General features: G+C 66.7%; 11 protein-coding genes. 7 read left to right on the forward strand and 4 right to left on the reverse strand.

Annotated features, from left to right (window positions below):
• The first annotated feature begins 10 nt into the window (after positions 1–10).
• A complete protein-coding gene (locus H7V21_RS08515; protein WP_188053099.1) occupies positions 11–1,519 on the forward strand; it encodes an alpha-N-arabinofuranosidase in 1,509 nt (502 codons plus the stop codon).
• A gap of 43 nt (positions 1,520–1,562) precedes the next feature.
• The gene (locus tag H7V21_RS08520) at positions 1,563–2,348 is read left to right on the forward strand and encodes a FadR/GntR family transcriptional regulator (protein ID WP_188053100.1); all 786 of its coding nucleotides are present in this window, start codon (positions 1,563–1,565) and stop codon (positions 2,346–2,348) included.
• A gap of 136 nt (positions 2,349–2,484) precedes the next feature.
• On the opposite strand, the gene H7V21_RS08525 is transcribed toward H7V21_RS08520, so the two are convergent.
• The 3 genes from H7V21_RS08525 to H7V21_RS08535 all read right to left on the reverse strand — a co-directional run bounded on the left by H7V21_RS08525 (position 2,485) and on the right by H7V21_RS08535 (position 7,856).
• A complete protein-coding gene (locus H7V21_RS08525) occupies positions 2,485–3,810 on the reverse strand; it encodes a sugar MFS transporter (protein WP_188053101.1) in 1,326 nt (441 codons plus the stop codon).
• Positions 3,811–3,832: 22 nt separating this feature from the next.
• Positions 3,833–4,936, reverse strand: a complete 1,104-nt coding sequence (locus tag H7V21_RS08530; protein WP_188053102.1) for an arabinan endo-1,5-alpha-L-arabinosidase — start codon at positions 4,934–4,936, stop codon at positions 3,833–3,835.
• 70 nt (positions 4,937–5,006) lie between these two features.
• Positions 5,007–7,856, reverse strand: a complete 2,850-nt coding sequence (locus H7V21_RS08535; protein WP_188053103.1) for a TonB-dependent receptor — start codon at positions 7,854–7,856, stop codon at positions 5,007–5,009.
• A gap of 294 nt (positions 7,857–8,150) precedes the next feature.
• Here H7V21_RS08535 and H7V21_RS08540 point away from each other — a divergent pair, with 294 nt between their 5' ends.
• From H7V21_RS08540 to H7V21_RS08560, 5 genes are read left to right on the forward strand one after another with little or no spacing between them, the layout of a single operon-like run.
• Positions 8,151–9,725 carry an aldehyde dehydrogenase (NADP(+)) gene (locus tag H7V21_RS08540; RefSeq protein WP_188053104.1) on the forward strand — a complete coding sequence of 525 codons (1,575 nt, stop codon included), beginning with the start codon at positions 8,151–8,153 and terminating at the stop codon, positions 9,723–9,725.
• A gap of 49 nt (positions 9,726–9,774) precedes the next feature.
• Positions 9,775–10,755, forward strand: coding sequence for an AraD1 family protein (gene araD1 / locus H7V21_RS08545; RefSeq protein WP_188053105.1), 981 nt, complete (start codon positions 9,775–9,777; stop codon positions 10,753–10,755).
• A gap of 5 nt (positions 10,756–10,760) precedes the next feature.
• Positions 10,761–11,672, forward strand: coding sequence for a Gfo/Idh/MocA family oxidoreductase (locus H7V21_RS08550; RefSeq protein WP_316714646.1), 912 nt, complete (start codon positions 10,761–10,763; stop codon positions 11,670–11,672).
• 45 nt (positions 11,673–11,717) lie between these two features.
• Entirely contained in the window at positions 11,718–13,265 is a 1,548-nt protein-coding gene (locus H7V21_RS08555) for an alpha-N-arabinofuranosidase (protein WP_188053107.1), read from the forward strand.
• A 5-nt stretch (positions 13,266–13,270) separates the two neighbouring features.
• Positions 13,271–15,622, forward strand: a complete 2,352-nt coding sequence (locus H7V21_RS08560) for a glycoside hydrolase family 127 protein (RefSeq protein ID WP_188053108.1) — start codon at positions 13,271–13,273, stop codon at positions 15,620–15,622.
• Between the two features lie 11 nt (positions 15,623–15,633).
• On the opposite strand, the gene H7V21_RS08565 is transcribed toward H7V21_RS08560, so the two are convergent.
• Positions 15,634–16,506: an SMP-30/gluconolactonase/LRE family protein gene (locus H7V21_RS08565; protein WP_188053109.1), complete on the reverse strand. Its 873-nt coding sequence runs from the start codon at positions 16,504–16,506 to the stop codon at positions 15,634–15,636.
• Positions 16,507–16,508 lie beyond the last annotated feature (2 nt).

The following is a 16,508-nucleotide window of genomic DNA, read 5'->3' on the forward strand; positions in this document are numbered from 1 at the left end:
GGAACCCCTCATGCTCAAGTCCCGCGTGATCGCCGACCGCGACTTCGTGATCGCCCCGCTCGACCGTCGCGTGTTCGGCAGCTTCGTCGAGCATCTCGGCCGCTGCGTCTATGGCGGCATCTACGAGCCCGGCCATCCGACCGCGGACGCGAACGGCTTTCGCGGCGACGTGCTTGCGCTCACGCGCGAGCTGGGGGTGAGCATCGTTCGCTATCCGGGCGGCAATTTCGTTTCGGGCTATGATTGGGAAGACGGCGTCGGCCCGAAGGAGGAGCGGCCGGTGCGCCTCGATCTCGCCTGGGGATCGACCGAGACCAATCAGTTCGGCACCAACGAGTTCATGGACTGGTGCAAGGCGGCGGACGTCGAGCCGATGTTCGCGGTCAATCTCGGCACCCGCGGCCCCGCCGAGGCGCAGAACTTCCTCGAATATTGCAACCATCCGGGCGGGACCTACTACGCCGACCTGCGCAAGAGCCACGGCTATGAGAAGCCGCACGACATCAAATTCTGGTGCCTGGGCAACGAGATGGACGGACCCTGGCAGACCTGCGCGAAGACGGCGCAGGAATATGGCCGGATCGCCACCGAGACGGCCAAGGTCATGCGCTGGACCTCCGACGGTCTCGTCCTGTCCGCCTGCGGCTCGTCGCATCGCGACATGCCGACCTATGGCGCGTGGGAATATGACGTGCTCGACCATTGTTTCGAGCATGTCGATTTCATCTCGCTCCACCAATATTTCGAGAACCATGAGGACGACATCACGCTGTTCCTCACGGTGATCGACAAGCTCGATCGCTTCATCACCGAAGTGACCGCGATCGCCGATTCGGTCGCGGCCAAGCGGCGCTCCGACAAGCGGATCATGCTCTCGGTCGACGAGTGGAACGTGTGGTACCGCGCGCGGTCGGGCGAGCAGCTGCGCGGAGTGGGTTGGCCCGAGGCGCCGAAGCTGCTCGAGGAAATCTACAATTTCGAGGACGCGCTGATCGTCGGCGGCGCGCTGCTCACGATGATGAACCATTCCGACCGGGTGCAGGCGGCGTGCATCGCGCAGCTCGTCAACGTCATCGGGCCGATCATGACCGAAACCGGCGGCCCGGCCTGGCGGCAGACGATCTTCCACCCCTTCGCGCAGGCGGCGCGCTTCGGCCGCGGCAATGTGCTGCGCGCCAAGGTGGAGACCGGCAGCTTCGCGGCGGGCACGATCGAGGACGCGCCGCTGCTGGTCAGCACCGTCGTCCACGATCCCGAGACCGGCACCGCGACCGTCTTCGCGCTCAACCGCAGCACCGATCAGGAGATGCAGCTCGACGTCGAACTGCGCGGCATGGGCACCCGGGCATTGGTGCAGGCGGAGGAGCTGCACCACGCCGATCTGAAGGCGATCAACTCCAAGGATGCCCCCGAAACGGTGGCGCCGATTGCCCATCCTGCCGCCGAGCTGCGGAACGACGGTCTTTCGGCGACGCTGAAGCCGCTGTCGTGGAATGTCTTCGTCACGAAGGCCGCATGACAGCGCAGTTGTGCCAGGCGGGAAGGAGGCGGTAGAAGGAAGCATGCCGCCTGCTCCCAAGACTTCGAAAGCCGAGGACGCGCAGACGCGACGCAAATCGCTGCGCATCCATGGCGCGATTGCCCGCGATCTGGGAGTGCTGATCGTCTCCGGCCGCTACAAGCCGGGCGAGGTGCTGAACGGCGAAGTGGCGGCGAGCGGCCGGCTACAGGTCTCGCGCACCGCCTATCGCGAGGCGCTGCGCATCCTCGCGGCGAAGGGCCTCGTCGAATCGCGGCCCAAGACGGGCACGCGGGTGAGCCCGCGAGCGAAATGGCATTTGCTCGATCCCGACGTGCTCTCTTGGATCTTCGAGTTCGAGCCCGACGAGCATCTGCTCTCCAGCCTGTTCGAGCTGCGCCGGCTGATCGAACCCGAGGCGGCCGCTTTCGCTGCGCGGCGGCGAACGACTCGCCACCTCGACGAAATGGCACGCGCGCTCGAGGGAATGGCGACGCACACTCTGGCGTCCGAAGAAGGGCGCGTAGCCGATCAGGATTTCCACGCCGCGCTGCTCGATGCGTCCGGCAATCCCTTTCTGGCGACGCTGACCAGCGGCGTCGGCGCCGCAGTCGCCTGGACGACGATCTTCAAGCAGCGCAATTCACCGCTGCGCCGTGATCCCGTTCCCGATCACCAGCGCGTGTTCGACGCAGTCGCAGCAGGCGATGCCGATGCCGCGCGCCTGGCGATGTCCGAGCTCGTCGACATGGCGTTCCTCGACACCACCCGCTCGCAAGCGCCGAAGGTTCGGATCGCCCGCAGCGCGGCGCTCGACGCGCCGGAATAGCGGCGATCCGGCGCGCCATCGCCGGCGAGCATCGGGATGGCGCCCCGAGAGCCCGGACACTGGCGATGCCGCGCCCCCGACAGCTTCCGAACCCCTGGACGCGGCGTTTCTCGACGCCGCCCGTTCGCGCCGCGCCTCAGACCGCGGGCGCCGCCGTCTCGCTGTTCTTGATCTCGTGCGTCGGCTTGCTGCCCCACAGCGCATAGAAGAGCACATAGAGCTCGCACGCGGCAGTGAGCAGGAACGACATCTGCAGCCCGTAGAGATCGGCGAGCCAGCCCTGCACGACCACCAGTGCGCCGCCGGCGATCGCCATGATGAGCAGACCCGACCCTTCCTCGGTCAGCGGCCCGAGGCCGCGGATGCCGAGGGTGAAGATCGTCGGGAACATGATCGAGTGGAACAGCCCCACCAGGATCAGCGACCACATCGCCACCGAGCCGGTCGTGAAGACGGTCAGCATCATCACCACGAAGGCGCCGATGCTGGCCCAGGCGAGCACCGCCTCGGGCCGGACGGCCTGCATGATGAAGCTGCCGGCGAATCGGCCGACCATCATCCCGCCCCACAGCAGGAAGAGATAGTTGGACGCCTGAGCGTGCGTGAGATTGCCGATTTCGGGCGCCGAGATGAAGTTGATGAAGAGGTTCGAAACGCCGATCTCGGCAATGAGATAGATGAAGATGGCCGGGACGCCGAACACGAGGTTGCGGTGCCGCCAGAGCGAATGGCCCTTGCGCTCCTCGCGCGAGGCCCGCCGCGTCGCCGAGCCCATGTCGGGCAGGCGGAACTTGGCGATGACGATGGCCAGGACGAGCAGGACGCCGGCGACGATCAGATAGGGCAGCTGCACCGACTGCGCATCGGCGAGCCGCTCGGCCTCGGTCAGCACGCGCCCAGCCTCGGCGGTTCCCGAGGTCGTGCGGCTGAGGATCAGATAGCCGCCGAACAGCGGCGCGAGCGTGGTACCGAGCGAATTGAACGCCTGCACCAGATTGAGCCGCGACGAAGCGGTTTCCGGCGGACCGATCACCGCGACATAGGGGTTCGCCGCGACCTGGAGCAGCGTGATCCCGCTGGCGATTACGAACAGGGCGAACAGCGTAACGGCATAGGAAGGGATCGCCGAAGCCGGAATCATCATCAGCGCGCCGCCGGCCATCACCATCAGACCGGTCACCATTGCCTTCTTGTAGCCGATCCGCTCGATCAGCTTGGCCGATGGGATCGAGGCGACGAAATAGGCGATGAACCAGACGCTCTCGATCAGCGTGGTCTGGGTATAGGTGAGATCGAACACGCTGCGCAGGTGCGGCAGCAACGTGTTGTTGATGACGGTGATGAAGCCCCAGATGAAGAAGAGCGACGCGAGCACCCCGAGCGCCGCCCGATACACGGGGTAGGCGCCGCCGGTCGTGGAATCCGTCTTGCCGGCGCTCAGGTCCGGTGCGGGTGCGGGCATTCTGGGGTCCTCTTCCTTGAGATCAATCCGCCAACGGCCACCCGTCCGCACTCCACGTCAGGCGTCGGATGCGGAGAGTGGGAGCGCCGTTCAACTGCGTGTCATAGGCGTGGTACACGATATAGTCCTGATCGCTATCCTGCAGGATGGCGACATGGCCGCGGCCGACATAGCGGCTGCCGCTGCCCTGCCCCGATCCCAGGATCGGCGTTCCGCCGCCCTGCAGCATCGGATCCCCGTCCCGATCGAGATAGGGGCCGGTGGGCGACGTCGAGCGACCGACCACCGTGTTGTAGGTGCTGTTGCTGCCTTGGCAGCAGGAGTCGAACGAGACGAACAGATAATAATATTGGCCGCGACGGATCACGAACGGCGCCTCGACGGCACCGGGACTCGGCCGGCGCGCGAGCGAATGGACCGTGGAGTCGCCGGCGAGGCGCAGTCCGGTCGCCGGATCGATCGCGATCATCTTGATCCCCGACCAGAAGCTGCCGAAGACCATCCACTGCCGACCGTCGGCATCGGTGAAGATGTTGGGATCGATCGCATTGAAATCGTCGGTCGTGTTCGATTCGAACACCAGCCCCTTGTCGGTCCAGCCGCTGGCGGGAGCCGAGGGATCGAGCTGGGTCGCCGTGCTGAGTCCGATCGCCGACCGGTTCGAGCCGAAGGTCGAGACCGAATAATAGAGGCGAAACTCGCCGTTCGTCTTCGAAATGTCGGGCGCCCACAGGCCGCGCGTGCCGGGGATCGTTGTCGCCGCCCAGCCGGGCAAGGCGGGAAAGACCGCGCCGCGCAGCGTCCAGTCGACCAGATTGGGCGAGGTGCGCATCGGCACGATGCCCTCGGCATCGCCCATATGACCGGTGGTGAAGAGATAATAGGTGTCGCCGTCGCGCAGGATCGCCGGATCATGCACCGGCCGGATCGCGCCCTGCACTGCGACCGACGCCGGCGTAGGGGTCGGCGTGGGGGTCGGCGTGGGCGTAGGGGTCGGCGAGGGAGTCGGCGTCACGATCGGAGTGGGAGGCTTCGACGGCGCACTGGAGGCTGACCCGCTCGCGCCGCACGCGGAAAGCGCAGGGGCAAGTGCCAATGCGGCGGCTCCGACAAGCAACTTTCTCATACCGATCACTCCGTGCCTTCCGAAAAAAGGCCGGCGGCACCCGAGGATGCCGCCGGAGACAGGGAAGGACTCAGTCGAAGGTGAAGCGCGCACCGATCGCGAAGGTCCGCGGAAGGAGCGTCGTGCCGGTGTTGAACATCTCCGGATTGCCGACGTCGCCGAAGCGATAATATTGCTGCTGGACGTCTTCGGTGAGGTTCACTGCGTCGAAGGTGATGCCGATCGAATCCGTCACCGCATAGGTGAGCTGGAAGTCGAGGCTCTCCTCCGGCGTGCGCCAGAAGCCGATCGGGTTGGCGAACAGGCGGTTCTCGTTGCTGCTCAGGAACTCGTCGCGCCAGACATAGGACAGGCGCAGGCCGAGGCCGCCGTTATCATAGGCGAGCGTGACGTTGTACGAGAAGTCCGACACCCCGAAGAAGGGCGATTCATCCTGCGCGATCACGTTTCCGGCATTGTCGTACTGCGGGATGTTCTGGTTCGAGTCCAGGACGGTGAGGCTTCCCTGCACGCCCAGGCCGTCGAGAATCCCCGGCAGATAGGTCGGGAAGTAGGTGAAGCCCACTTCGATACCTTCGAGCGTGCCGTTCGAGGCGTTCGCCGGCCGCGTGATGGCGAAGCGGGTCGTGTTCGCCGTGTCGTTCAGCGGCGGCGTCGCATATTCGATCACCGAGGTGATCGGAACCACAAGGCCTTCGATCTCGCGCCGGAACAGCGTGGTGTAGATCACGCTTGCCGGTGCGAAATACCATTCGAGCGCCAGATCATAGTTCTTCGACGTGGTCGGCTGAAGATCGGCGTTGCCGCCCGTGCCGCTGCCGCGGCCGATGCCGGTAAGATCCCCGGTCAGCTGGAAATAGGGATTGAGATCCGGGAAGCTCGGACGACGCAGCGTTTCGCCATAGTTGAAGCGAAGCCGCAGGCGATCGGTGATGTCGTAGCGCACCGTCGCGCTCGGCAGGAAGTCCGAGGTGACCTGCGACGTCGAGGTGACGGTGCCGCTCACCCGATCGGTGAAGGTGAGATCGGTGTCGACGTCGACGTAGCGGACACCCGCCTGCACGTAGAGCGGCCGGCCGAACACCGAGAATTCGGTGTCGGCCTGGATATAGGCCGCCATCGACACTTCGTTGATGTCGAACACCCGGGTCAGCGACATCTGATCGCTGAGCAGCAGGTTCGGCTGGACCGCACGATAGAGCTGACGGAATTCGTCGGCGTTCTCGTAGATCGTCCTGCCGCGCGGCGTGATCCAGGTGGACGGCACATTCGCCCGGCCATCGAAGAAGTCGGTACCCTGGAAGATATATTCGTCGCCGAGGGTGCTGAACGGCTGGCCGAGGACGCCCGCATCCTGCGTGCGGACCGAATCCGCCGCCTTGCGATCGTCGTAGCGGATGCCGACTTTCACCGAGCGGAAGACGCTGTTCTCGAACTCGCGAACGCCATCGACGTGCAGCGTGAAGGCCTCACCCTCCGAACGGTTGGCGTTGTCGTAGAACTGGGCGAGCGTCCAGGCCGACGGATCGGTGAGCAGCGAATTGTCGTTGAAGTTGAATGACGGGATGCCGTTGCCCGGGTTCGTGTCATAGGTGACCGAATCCCAGACGCGCTCGATGCGGTTCGCGATGAACGACGTGTTGAATTCGCTGGTCTGGTAGGAGAGATCGGCGGTGATGCCGCCAAGATCGCCCACTTCCCACTTGCCGTTCAGCGCATAGACGAACGAGTCGGTCCGGCTCTTGGTGAAGTCGCCGCTGTTGAAGCCGAACACGTCGTCGACGGTCCGCGACTTGATGATGTTGGTGCCTTCGAAGAGCTCGACCTGCGGATTCGGGCCCACCGAGCCCCACCAGTCGACGAAGGTGAAGAGCAGGCTGTTCTGAAGCTCCTCGTCGTACCGGTTCCAGAAGAACTCGAACGTATATTGCGACGAGGCATTCGGCGCCCATTGCAGTGCCGCACTGACCGCGGCGCGCTCGCGAGTGCCGTGGACGTCCGGCGCGAAGAGCGCGTCCCGCCCGAGATAATAGGGCGTCTCCACACCGTTCAGGGTGAAGGTCGATCCCGCCTCGCTGGGAAGACCGCGGTCGAGCCCCGGCTCCCAGGCGCCCGTTTCGGGAAAAACGCGCTGCAGCGGCGTGAAGCCTGTGCCCGCCGGCGGGTTTTCGGTGACGAACGGCACCATCGCGCCGGCGATCACACTCATCTCGCGATAGTCAGTCTTCGAATAGCTGCCGCTCACCAGCACGCCGATGTCGCCGGCGCCGGTGTCCCAGCGATTGCTGACGAGGCCGCTGACGTTCGGATTCCAGCTATCCGCCTGCTCGTTGTAGATCGCGCGGCCGGCACCCGAGACGACGAAGCCGTCGAAATCGAGCGGACGGCGCGTGAACACGTCGATCTGGCCGGCGATGCCGGTTTCGATCTGCGAGGCCGCGCGCGTCTTGTAGACGTCGATCCGGCTGACGAGGTTGGCTGGAATGTCCGCCAGGGCGAACGAACGGCCCGATGCCGTGAAGATGTTGCGGCCGTTCATCGTCGTCACGACGTCGGGCAGACCGCGGATCAGGATCGCCGAGGCTTCGCCGCGCGCACGGTTGGTCACCTGCACGCCGGTGACGCGCTGCAGCGCCTCGATCACATTGTTATCTGGCAGCTTGCCGATATCCTCGGCGACGACCGATTCGATGATCTGGGTCGCTTCGCGCTTGTTCTCGAGGCCGCCGATGATCGCGGCGCGCACGCCGGTGACGACGATCTCGTCCGCCTGCTCGCGCGGCGGCGCCTGATCGCCCGCGCCGAGTGCGTCCTGCTCCTGGGGCGCATCTTGCGCCATCGTCTGTGCAGCAGCGGGCGCCGCGACGGTCGCCAGCGCAAACAGGGACGCGGAACACAGAATCGTAAGCTTGGAAGCCATGCTTTTTCCCCTCTCCTCCCGGGCGCCCTAGTGACGGCTTGGTGCCGCTCTGCCGAAGCCCGTAATTACTCAGACAAAAACCCCTAGAATGCAGAGGAAGGCGGCGCAAGAGCTTTGTGGCATTTCTCAGACATTTCGGTTCGGTGTTGCAGGAATGGCGCAGATTCGCGTGCTCACGGCGAGTGCCCGCGGCAATTTGCCCTGCCCTTTGCCGTCGGCGATTGATCCTGCGGGCGCAGGCCTATATGTCTGAGTAATTCGATTGGAAAAGAGCGGGCAACCAGGAGAGACAGGTTGGAACTGACAGGCGAACTCTTCATCGGCCAGACGCGCGTATCGACCGGCGACGGCTTCAACGCGATCGATCCGAGCAGCGGCGAACGGATCGAACCCCGGTTCAGCGCGGCGGGCACGGATGAACTCGAACGGGCCTGTGCGCTCGCCGAAGCGGCTTTCCCCACCTATTCCACGACGCCGATCGAGCAGCGCGCGGCGTTCCTCGAATCCGCCGCCGACAATATCATGGCGCTGGGCGACGCGCTGATCGAGCGCGCCCATCTCGAAACCGCGCTGCCGGTCGCACGGCTCACCGGCGAGCGGGCGCGCACCGCCAACCAGCTCAAGCTGTTTGCCGCCGAGCTGCGCGACGGCGGCTGGCTAGGCGTGCGGATCGATCCGGCGATGCCCGACCGCCAGCCGCTCCCCCGCCCCGATCTGCGCCAGCGCAAGGTGCCGCTCGGCCCCGTCGCGGTGTTCGGCGCCAGCAATTTCCCGCTCGCCTTCTCGGTGGCGGGCGGCGACACGGCTTCGGCGCTCGCGGCGGGCTGCCCCGTGGTGGTGAAGGGGCATCCGGCACATCCCGGCACGTCGGAAATGGTCGCGGGCGCGATCGCGAAGGCCGTGAAGGACGCGGGCCTGCCCGAGGGCGTGTTCTCGCTGCTGAGCGGCCCCTCGCACGAGCTGGGCAGTGCGCTGGTCGCCGATCCGCGGATCAAGGCAGTGGGCTTCACCGGATCGCGCGGCGGCGGCGTCGCGCTGATGAAGGTTGCCGCCGATCGGCCGGTGCCGATCCCGGTCTATGCCGAGATGAGCGCGATCAATCCGGTCGTCCTGATGCAGCACGCACTGGAGCAGGATGCCGAGCGGCTGGGCAAGGAATATGCCGGCTCGCTGACGATGGGCGTCGGCCAGTTCTGCACCAATCCCGGCATCGTGCTGGCGATCGACACGCCTGCGCTCGACCGCTTCGTGAAGGCCGCCGCCGCCGCGGTGTGCGATGCGCCCGCCGGCACGATGCTGACGACCGGCATCGCCGATGCGTTCCGCAACGGCGTGGCGAAGCTCGCGGCGAAGGCGGGCGTCACTTCGGTGGCGCAGGGGATTGCCGGTGAGGGCCCGAGCAGCGGCCAGGCGGCGCTGTTCACCGTCGATGCGGACGCCTTCACTAGCGATCCCGAACTGGCCGAGGAAGTGTTCGGCGCCGCATCCGTGCTGGTGCGCTGCGCCGATGCCGACGCGCTGGCACGTGCGATCGCGGGTCTGGAAGGCCAGCTCACCGGCACCGTGCATTTCGTCACTGCCGACGAGCCCGAAGTCGCCAAGATCCTTCCCGCGCTCGAATCGCGCGTCGGGCGGCTCATCGCCAACGGCTGGCCGACCGGCGTCGAGGTCAGCCACGCGATGGTGCATGGCGGCCCGTTCCCGGCGACGTCGGACGGGCGGAGCACCTCGGTGGGCACGCTGGCGATCGACCGGTTCCTGCGGCCGGTCTGCTATCAGGATTTCCCCGACACGCTGCTGCCCGACGTGCTGCGGCGCGACGCCGATGCGGGGATTCCGCGCCGCGTCGACGGAAAGCTCAAGATCTGAACTCGCCCCACAGGGGCGCAAGAACAGAAGCTACGAAAGGAAGGATGGGTTGAGGCTGGTTCAATTTCGGGCGCCCGACGGGCGTCGCGGCGTCGCTTGCGCGGACGATGGCGGGGCGCACAGGGTGAACGAGGTGGCGAGCGTCTATGAGCTCGCGCGCCTGGCGATCGCCGAAGGAGCGTCGCTCGCACAGGCCGCTCAGGCACGCGCGGGCGAGACGGTCGATCTCGCCGCCGCCGACGCCGAAGGGCGGCTGCTCGCGCCGATCGATCATCCCGATCCGGCGCATTGCTATCTGACCGGAACCGGCCTCACGCATCTCGGCTCGGCCGAGGGGCGCGACAAGATGCATCGCGCCGCGGCGGGCGGCGACGTGACCGATTCGATGCGCATGTTCCGCATGGGGGTCGAAGGCGGCAAGCCGACCGACGGCACGCCCGGCGTGCAGCCCGAGTGGTTCTACAAGGGCGACGGCTCGTGCCTCGTCGGCCCCGGCGCCGATCTCGGCTCGCCCGATTTCGCGCTCGACGGCAGCGAGGAGCCGGAAATCGCCGGCATCTATCTGATCGACGAGAATGGCCGCCCGCGCCGGCTGGGCTTCGCGCTGGCCAATGAATTCTCCGACCACATCACCGAGAAGGGCAATTACCTCTGGCTCGCCCACTCCAAGCTGCGGCCCGCCGCGCTGGGCGCCGAGCTGCTGACGGGCGAACTGCCGCAGGACGTACGCGGCACCAGCCGGATCCTGCGCGACGGCGCGGTGCTCTGGGAAAAGCCGTTCCTTTCGGGCGAAGCGAACATGTCGCACAGCATCGCCAATCTCGAGCATCATCACTTCAAATACGGCCTCTTCCGGAGGCCGGGCGACATTCACGTCCACTTTTTCGGAACCGCGACTCTCTCCTTCGCCGACAGCATTGCGACCCAGGAAGGCGATGTGTTCGAAGTGTCGGCCGCTCCCTTCACGCTGCCGCTGCGCAACCCGCTGACGCGCCTCGCGCCGGTCGATGCCCGGGTGCTGCCGCTGTGAGCGCGGTGAAGATCGCACTTGTGGGCATCGGCAAGATTGCCCGCGACCAGCATGTGCCGACGATCGCAGCAACCGACCGGTTCGAGCTCGTCGCCGCCGTCACCGGCCATACGCCGCCCGAGGGCGTTCCCGGTTTCCGCACGATCACCGAAATGATGGCCGCGATGCCCGAAGTGGAGGCGGTGTCGATCTGCACGCCGCCGCGCGGGCGCCGTCCGCTGATCGCGGAAGCGCTGGCGCACGGCCTCGACGTGATGATCGAGAAACCGCCCGCCGCCACGGTCAGCGAAGCGGAGACCTTTGCCAAGATGGCCGCCGACGCCGGCCGCATCCTCTACGCCACCTGGCATTCGCGCGAAGCGGCGGGCGTCGAGCCTGCACGCAAATGGCTCGAAGGCTGCACCATCCGGCGCGTCGAAGTGAACTGGAAGGAAGACGTGCGCGTCTGGCATCCGGGGCAGGACTGGATCTGGGAGCCCGGCATCGGCGTGTTCGATCCGGGCATCAATGCGCTGTCGGTGCTGACCCACATCCTGCCCGAACCGCTGCTGCTGCAGTCCGCCGAGCTGCGCTTTCCGTCGAACAAGCCGGCGCCGATCGCCGCCGACCTGGCGTTCGATCATGCCGGCACGCCGGTCGAGGTGTTCTTCGACTTCGACCAGCGCGGGCCGCAGACCTGGGACATCGATGTCGAGACCGACGACGGGCATCTGAAGCTGTCGCTGGGCGCCTCGAAGCTCGCGATCGACGGCGAACCCGTCGATGTCGGCGACGAGACCGAATATGGCCGCCTCTATCGCCATTTCGCCGAGCTGCTCGAGCGCCGCACGAGCGACGTCGATCTGCGCCCCTTCCACCATGTCGCCGATGCCTTTCTGCTGGGCCGGCGCAAGACGGTGGGGCCGTTCGAAGAATAGTGTCGGTCCGCCCGGTCGAGGCGGCAGAGTCTAGGGAGAGGTTGAATGAAATTGCTCAAGCGGTTCCTCCTGCCATTCGCGGCCACTGCCGCGCTGGCGGCACCGGCGAGCGCGCAACAAGCGCCCGCGACCGTGCGTGTGACGGTGGACTCCGAAAATCCGGGCGCCCGGATCGAACCTGCCATCTATGGCCAGTTCGCCGAGCATCTGGGCCGCGGCATCTACGAAGGGATCTGGGTGGGCGAGGATTCGCCGATTCCCAACACCAACGGCTATCGCAACGATGTGCTCGCAGCGCTGCGCCGCCTCCAGGTGCCGGTGATCCGCTGGCCCGGCGGCTGCTTCGCCGACGAATATGACTGGCGCGACGGCATCGGCCCACGCGACCAGCGGCCGGTGCGCGTCAACAGCCACTGGGGCGGCGTCACCGAAGACAACAGCTTCGGTACGCATGAATTCATGAATTTCACCGAGATGCTGGGCGCCGACGCCTATGTCGCCGGCAACATGGGATCGCTGCCGCCGATCGAGATGGGCCGCTGGGTCGAATATATGACTTCGGACAGCCAATCGACGCTGGCCAACGAGCGCCGCGCGAACGGCCGCGAAGAGCCGTGGAAGGTGAAATATTTCGGCGTCGGCAACGAAAGCTGGGGCTGCGGCGGCAACATGCGGCCCGAATATTCGGCCGACCTGCACCGGCGCTACCAGACCTTCGTCAAGACGCCGTGGGGCACCGATCCGATCGTGAAGGTCGCCACCGGCGCGAACATCGACGATTATAATTTCACCGAAGTGCTGATGCGCGAAGCGCGCAACCACATGAACGCGATCAGCATCCACTATTACACCTTCCCCGGCAGCTGGGAGGACAAGGGCCCGGCAACCGGCTTCCCGGTCGAGAAATGGGCCTCCACACTCCACAATGCGCGGCGGATGGACGAGCTGGTGACTCGCCACAGCGCGATCATGGATCGCTATGATCCGGAGAATCGAGTCGCGCTGTTCGTCGACGAATGGGGCACCTGGTACGATCAGGAGCCGGGATCGACGCCGGGCTTCCTCTATCAGCAGAACACGCTGCGCGACGCCCATGTCGCGGCGCTGACGCTCAACATCTTTCACCGCCACACCGAGCGCGTGAAGATGGCCAACATCGCCCAGATGGTGAACGTCCTTCAGGCGATGATCCTGACCGACGGCGAGCGGATGGTGCTGACGCCGACCTATCACATCTTCGACATGTACATGCCCTTCCGGGGGGCGACTCCCCTGCCCGCACAGGTCGAGGGGCCGAATTATACCCAAGGCGAGTATGAGATGCCGATGGTCGACGTTTCCGCTGCCCGCGGCACCGACGGCAAGCTCTACCTCTCGCTGGTTAACGTCGATCCCGAGCGCCCGGCGCGCATCGAGACGGGGCTCACCGGTCGCGCGACGGGCCGGATCCTGACCGGGCCGGAGCTCGATACCCGCAACACCTTCGACCGGCCGAACACCATTCAGCCGGTCGCCTATCAGGGCACCACCCACAACGGCCGCCTCGCCTTCGACCTGCCGGCGAAGTCGATCGCAGTCGTCGCGGTGGAGTAAGCGCAATGCTGTCGCGCCGCGGCTTCCTGGGTTCGGCGAGCGCGCTTGCGCTCGCCGGCCCCGCGCTCGCCGCGGCGCACGCGGCTCCCGATGAACGGGTGCGTGCCGCCCCGCTGCCGTTGCATGCGGTTCGGCTCGGTCCCTCCCCCTACCGCACCGCGGTCGAGGCAAATGGCCGGGTACTGCTCGCGCTCGAGCCCGACCGGCTGCTCCACAATTTCCACGCCAGCGCCGGCCTGCCGCCCAAGGGCGACGTCTATGGCGGCTGGGAGGCACGCGGCATCGCGGGCCATTCGCTCGGACACTATCTCACCGCCTGTGCGCTCCAATATGCGCAGACAGGCGACCCGGCCTTCCGCGAGCGCCTGGCCTATACCGTGGCCGAACTCGCCCGCTGCCAGGCGGCGCATGGCGACGGCTATGTCGGCGGCACCACCGTCGAGCGCGACGGTGCAGTCGTCGACGGCAAGATCATCTTCGAGGAGGTTCGCCGCGGCGACATCCGCACCGGCGGCTTCGACGTCAACGGCGGCTGGGTGCCGCTCTATACCTGGCACAAGGTGCACGCCGGGCTGATCGACGCGATCCGGCTCGGCGACGTCGAGCCCGCGCATCCCGTCCTGCTCGGCATGGCAGGCTATCTCGGCACCATCCTGGAAGGGCTGTCGGACGAGCAGATGCAGCAACTGCTCGTCGCCGAATATGGCGGGCTGAACGACAGCTATGCCGAGACCTATGCCCTGACCGGCGACCCGCGCTGGCTGCGCATCGCCGAGCGGATCCGCGACCGGCGCGTGCTCGACCCGCTGACCGCGCAGCGCAACATCCTGCCCGGGCTCCACGCGAACACCCAGATTCCGAAGCTGATCGGCCTTGCGCGGCTCTACGAGCTGACCGGCGACCCCGCGCATGCGCAGGCGGCACGCTATTTCCGCGACACGGTGGTGAACCACCACAGCTATGTGATCGGCGGCAATTCGGACCGCGAGCATTTCGGGCCGCCCGACATCCTCTCGCCCTATATCACCGATCGCACCTGCGAGGCGTGCAACAGCTACAACATGCTCAAGCTCACCCGGCATTTGTGGAGCTGGGCGCCCGACGCCGCGCTGTTCGATTTCTACGAGCGCGTGCATCTCAATCACATTCTCGGGCACCAGCATCCCGAAACCGGCATGTACAATTATTTCATGCCGCTCAGCCCGGGCTCGCGGCGGACCTGGTCGACGCTCGAGGACAGTTTCTGGTGCTGCTTCGGCTCGGGGATGGAAAGCCACGCCAAGCATGGCGATTCGATCTACTGGCAGGGCGACGACACGCTGTTCGTCAATCTGTTCATTCCCTCCGAGGCGCGCTGGGCCGAACGCGGGCTCAAGGTGGCGCTCGAAACCCGCTACCCGGATGCGGAGGACGTCCATCTGGTCGTCGCCGAGGCGCCGGACGCGCCGCTGGCGATGGCGCTGCGCCTTCCCGGCTGGGCGGAAGCGCCCGCGCTGCTGCTGAACGGCAGCCCTGCGGCGTTCGATCGGCGGAGCGGCTATGCCGTGCTCACCCGACGCTGGAGCCCGGGCGACCGGCTGACGCTGCACCTGCCGATGGCGCTGCGCACCGAAGCGACGCCGGACGATCCGAGCATCGTCGCATTCGTCAATGGCCCGATAGTGCTGGCCGCCGATCTCGGCCCGGCGGACACGCCGACGTTCGAGGGACTGCCCCCCGCGATCGTTGCCGATACGCCGACGAGCGCCGCACGCGCGACCGGCGAAGCGCACCGCTTCGCGCTGCCCGGCGTTCGGCCCGAGGGGCTCTCGCTCGTTCCCTTCCATCGCCAGCATGACCGGCGCAGCGCAGTCTATTTCCCCGTCTTCACCGCCGCCCAATGGGCCGAGGAGGAGGCGGGGTTCGTCGCCGCCGAACGGGCACGCGCCGCACTCGCCGCGCGGACGGTGGACGTGCTGCATCTGGGCGAAATGCAGCCCGAGCGCGATCATGGCTTCCGCGCGAACCACGCCGATCTCCTCTCCTGGCAGGGACGCGCCGGGCGTCAGGCCTGGTGGGGCGTCGGCAACTATATGGAGTTCGATCTCGCCGTGCGGCCGGGGCCGATGGTGCTCCAGGCGCTCTATTGGGGCGAGGAAGTCGACAAGCACTTCGTCATCTCGGTCGACGGCCAGCCGATCGCGACCGAGCGCCGGGCGAGCGCGCCGGTGCGCGCGTTCGTGACGGCGACCTATCCGCTTCCCGAGGCGCTGACGCGCGGCAAGGAGCGCGTCACCGTGCGGTTCGAAACCAAGGGGACAGACGCTCCCGTTTACGAGGTTCGGATGCTCGAGGCGGCCACGGCCCCGGACGCCTGAGGCGGCGCACCTCAGCCGGCGTAGAGATTGGGGGCGAGGCCGCGAACGCCGGCGTCGACTTCAAACAGGGCACCGGCGAGCGGCTCGAACGCGCGGCCGTCGGCGGCCGAGGTGACGAACATCCGATCGAGATCCGGGCCTGCGAAACAGACATTGGTGATCTGAGTCGCCGGCAGAGTGATCGCCCGCTCGCGCACGCCGTCGGGCGTGAAGCGGCTCACGCAGGCGCCGCCCCAATGCGCGATCCAGAGGCCGCCCTCGGCGTCGACGGTCATCCCGTCGGGCTTGCCCCATTCGCGGTCGAAGCGGATGAACGGCTCGCGGTCCGTCGCCGTGCCCCCCTCGCCCAGCCGGAAGCGGTAGACGATGCCGAGCCCGGTGTCGGTGTGATAGAGCCAGCGGCCTTCGGGGCAGAAGGCGGGGCCATTGGCGACGATATAGCCTTCGTCGATCCGGCGGACGCTGCGGTCGGGTTCGAGGCAATGAAGGCCGCCGGTGGGGCGATCGGCGCTCACCGGCATCGATCCGGCCCAGATCCGCCCGTCGCGGTCGGCTTTCGCATCGTTGAGGCGATTGTCCGGCAGATCGGGTTCGGGATCGGCGATGGGGCGGATCTCCACGCGGTCGCCGTGGATCTCCAGCTCGGCAAAACCGCTCTGGAGCCCCGCGATCAGCCCCGGCGCATCGCGGCGGCCGATCACCCAACCGATCATCTCGGGAACGTCCCAGCGGCGCACCTCGCCGCTGTCGAGCGCCAGCCGGTTGAGCGCCTGGCCGAGAATGTCGGTCCAGTAGACGGCATTCTCGCGCGCCGACCAGAACAGGCCCTCGCCCAGCCGATCGCGGACCGCGCCGCGCTCGATCACGCGATAATGCGCGCCCATCC

Source organism: Sphingosinithalassobacter sp. CS137, from assembly GCF_014334115.1.
Classification (GTDB): Bacteria; Pseudomonadota; Alphaproteobacteria; order Sphingomonadales; family Sphingomonadaceae; genus Sphingomonas.